General features: G+C 51.8%; 3 protein-coding genes and 2 pseudogenes. 1 reads left to right on the top strand and 4 read right to left on the bottom strand.

Annotated features, from left to right (window positions below; all coding sequences use genetic code 11):
- The 3 genes and pseudogenes from ABJN75_RS10580 to gntH form a co-directional block, all read right to left on the bottom strand.
- A pseudogene (locus tag ABJN75_RS10580) lies at positions 1 to 325 on the bottom strand (efflux transporter periplasmic adaptor subunit); the annotation flags it as partial.
- Entirely contained in the window at positions 322 to 576 is a 255-nt protein-coding gene (locus ABJN75_RS10585) for a DUF3302 domain-containing protein (RefSeq protein ID WP_348439473.1), read from the bottom strand. The gene ABJN75_RS10585 and the pseudogene ABJN75_RS10580, both read right to left, overlap by 4 nt.
- 111 nt (positions 577 to 687) lie before the next feature.
- Complete coding sequence (gene gntH, locus ABJN75_RS10590; protein WP_348439475.1) at positions 688 to 1,974, bottom strand: guanitoxin biosynthesis MBL fold metallo-hydrolase GntH; 1,287 nt, start codon at positions 1,972 to 1,974, stop codon at positions 688 to 690.
- A 102-nt stretch (positions 1,975 to 2,076) separates the two neighbouring features.
- Here gntH and ABJN75_RS10595 point away from each other — a divergent pair, with 102 nt between their 5' ends.
- A complete protein-coding gene (locus ABJN75_RS10595) occupies positions 2,077 to 2,655 on the top strand; it encodes a TetR/AcrR family transcriptional regulator (protein WP_348439477.1) in 579 nt (192 codons plus the stop codon).
- Between the two features lie 22 nt (positions 2,656 to 2,677).
- Here the strand turns inward: ABJN75_RS10595 and ABJN75_RS10600 are convergent.
- Positions 2,678 to 2,985, bottom strand: a pseudogene (locus ABJN75_RS10600) (hypothetical protein); the annotation flags it as partial.

Consider the following 2,985-nt stretch of genomic DNA (forward strand, 5'->3'; position numbering starts at 1 on the left):
GGGAGGCTTTGGCGCGATCAACCGCGGCCTCAAATGGCTCGGGGTCAATCTGGAACAGGACATCGCCCTTCGCCAATAGCACAAGCGGCAGCGCCGGGACCTCGATCACTGTCCCATTCACATTAGGGACAATTTCGATGACCTTGTTGTATGATCTTACAGGGCCTGATGGTGCGCCCCATTGCATCGGAATAAACAGCACCACCAAGAGCAGTACCAGCCAAAGAACGGGCGAGATTTTCCAGAAGGTGTTGAGTTTGATAATGCCTGCTTTCACAAGCGCAAACAGAATGCCGCAATAACAGAGAGTTAGAAAGATAATCACGATGCAGTCTCCTCATTTTCAGAAGAGACAGGCGCTGCACCGTCTGTGTATGCCCAGATAAACGCCAGCGGCATCAATAGCCCCATGGTCAACGCGCCCCAATAGCCGCAAATTGTTACGGCTTCGGCGCGGGGATGACCACGGGAATGAGCAATTTTTCCCGGTTGGAGAGCCAGAAAAATCCATAGCCAAACACCTGCGCCGAGCAGAACCAGCAATATGACGAGCGCAAAAATACTCAGTGGATCCATTGATTACAACCGTCAAATGAGTGCGGGTAGTTTGCGCCACGCTATAACGTCTTGAAAGGACTTTCCAGACCAAACCCTCAGGCGATTTGTCGTACAGACCTTTTCATAGGCTCATTGGTTTGGTTCGTACCAGGATTTGCGCGGCCGCCAATCCTGATCCTCAAGTTCATACTTTTTCATATGCTCATCGAGCATCTCGTTTTGAGCGTTGAATGCCGGTCCATACTCTCCGCTCAGGATGAACTCGCTGAACGGGTTCGGCCAATCCGGATCTGGACCAGGTTGTTTGGTAGGTCCTGGAACACCGCTCGCCCTATCTGTCGACGCTGCCATTCTTTCGGTAACACCGTCCTTGGTGATATTCCACACCATCATGTCCTTGGCCATGGACAGCGGCCCATCATAGGTCGTTCTGATGCTGAGGATCAGTTCTTCGTGGGATTCCTCCATGGCGTGATAACCCACAGCGTGATCCGGTTTGATTTCGCTCATGAGCTTCCCGAACGAAGGTCCGGACGTATGGAATTCACAACAGGCCCGCCAAGCCAGCTGGGCAGGCTGATTATAGTCTTTGACGAAGAATTCCGGGCTTGAGAAAGACTCATGGATCACAAAATCGGCGCCTTTGGCGTGCTCAATGAACCACTTGTTTGGTGCTGAATCGCCACCGAACACAAGTTTAAGTCCAGCGTATTCGATGATGTAACTCACCGGTCCGTCGCCGGTGTGAATTGCCGGGATTGAACGAATGACGATACCGTTTTCATCATAAACGACTTCGTTTTCGCCTTTGTAATCGAATTCGTGAACCTCAATGCCACCTGCGATCGGCGTAATCTGAAAGGCTCGTGTCTGGAAATCCCAGTTATAAGCTTTCAGAAAATGCTCTACCGCGTAGGCCGTTCCCATGTCTTCGGTGCGCCCACTTGGCCCCCAAACTTCTAGGGGAACCGGACGGCCTGCCGTCCAGCCACCGGCCCAGAGAGAAGCCAGGTCACCCCAATGGTCGGTATGCAGATGCGAGATGAAAACCTTGGTCAGAAACTCGGCCGGGATCATCAATGCGTTTATGTTCCGCATGGAGCCGGTTCCAAGGTCGAATATGATTTTTTCGCCATTACCGAATTCGAACAGGAAACAGGCAGAAGCTTGTGCCCTGCGTGCATCCGGCATTCCTGTACCGCAGGCAACGACCCGGACCTCGCCTTCTTCCAGAACTTCAGTGCCCGGATAATAAACGTAGCGATCCGGAGCGATGACGTTTGGTCCGTCAACTTTCCCACCCGCTGCAAGCGCATCGACTGCCAAGAAGGATGTGCCTAACATAATGGCACCAATTGTTGCCGCTGTTAGTGGAAAAACACTCTTGATTCTCCGCAGGAACCTTGCGTCGAACATAATTCAACTCCCATTGTCGATCACGTGCATTAAAACAAATATACCTTTTGGTATGTTTGTAAACCTATCTAGTGAAATGAAGCCAGAGTTCAGAAGTCGCCAATGACAGAAAATACCAATAAGAAACAAAGATTCAGACAGAGAGACTGGCTTTCTGTTGCAATGGATGTGCTCTCCCGAAAAGGCTCATCCAAGATCACAATTGATGGTTTGTGTTCAGAACTTGGTGTCACCAAGGGAAGTTTTTACGGACATTTTGAAAACCGAAACGACTTCATCCAGAGGCTCATCCTATATTGGGCCGAAGAATTCACCTCTGTCGTCATGACCGAAACCAAGACACTGGACAGCCAACCTGCTGTGGATCGTCTTCGTGCGCTCATACACATCGTCGCCGAGCGCGATCTGGCCCGATACGATGTCGCGGTGCGTGCATGGGCAGCGCAGGAGCCCCTGATTACGGATCAGGTGGACGCTGTGTTTAGGAAGCGCTTTGAATACGTTCGAGGGCTGTTCCGGGAAATCGGTTTTTCCGGCGCGGAACTGGATCTTCGAACCGAGGTCTTTGTTGCATTTCATAGTTCCCGGTCAAACCGTCACACGATCATGGGCGAAGTCGTTACGCCTGAGGATCTGGAGCTGCGGTTCCGATTCTTCACGACGCTGTCTGGAGCGTCGTGAAGACAGTTTTATGGTGCAGCAATTACTCGGGCATAGGGGGAGGGGTGTAGCCCTTCCATTTGCCAGCGTTGACCGTATCAGACGGCGACTTTTCGTCAGAACGCGGCGCCTTGAGATAGGCCTCGGTCACATCGGGTGGCAGGACATAGTCATCGACAGTCGCCATGCGGGACACAATTTTGTCCTTGGTCACATTGATGACTGAAAGGTCGCGGGACAGCAGCAAAGGACCGTCGTAGGTTTCGCGAACACCATCCATGATTGCGGCAGTGTTTTCAGGTGACAAAACAGAGTGATAGCCGACAGCCAGTCGTGGTTTCACAGTTGCCA

This window comes from Hoeflea sp. (assembly GCF_039975035.1).
In the GTDB taxonomy this organism is placed as follows: Bacteria; Pseudomonadota; Alphaproteobacteria; order Rhizobiales; family Rhizobiaceae; genus Hoeflea.

Bases quoted from the DNA above. Each gene is read 5' to 3' on its own strand.
- ABJN75_RS10585 (WP_348439473.1), bottom strand. From the start codon at position 576: ATGGATCCACTGAGTATTTTTGCGCTCGTCATATTGCTGGTTCTGCTC.
- gntH (WP_348439475.1), bottom strand. From the start codon at position 1,974: ATGTTCGACGCAAGGTTCCTGCGGAGAATCAAGAGTGTTTTTCCACTA.
- ABJN75_RS10595 (WP_348439477.1), top strand. From the start codon at position 2,077: ATGACAGAAAATACCAATAAGAAACAAAGATTCAGACAGAGAGACTGG.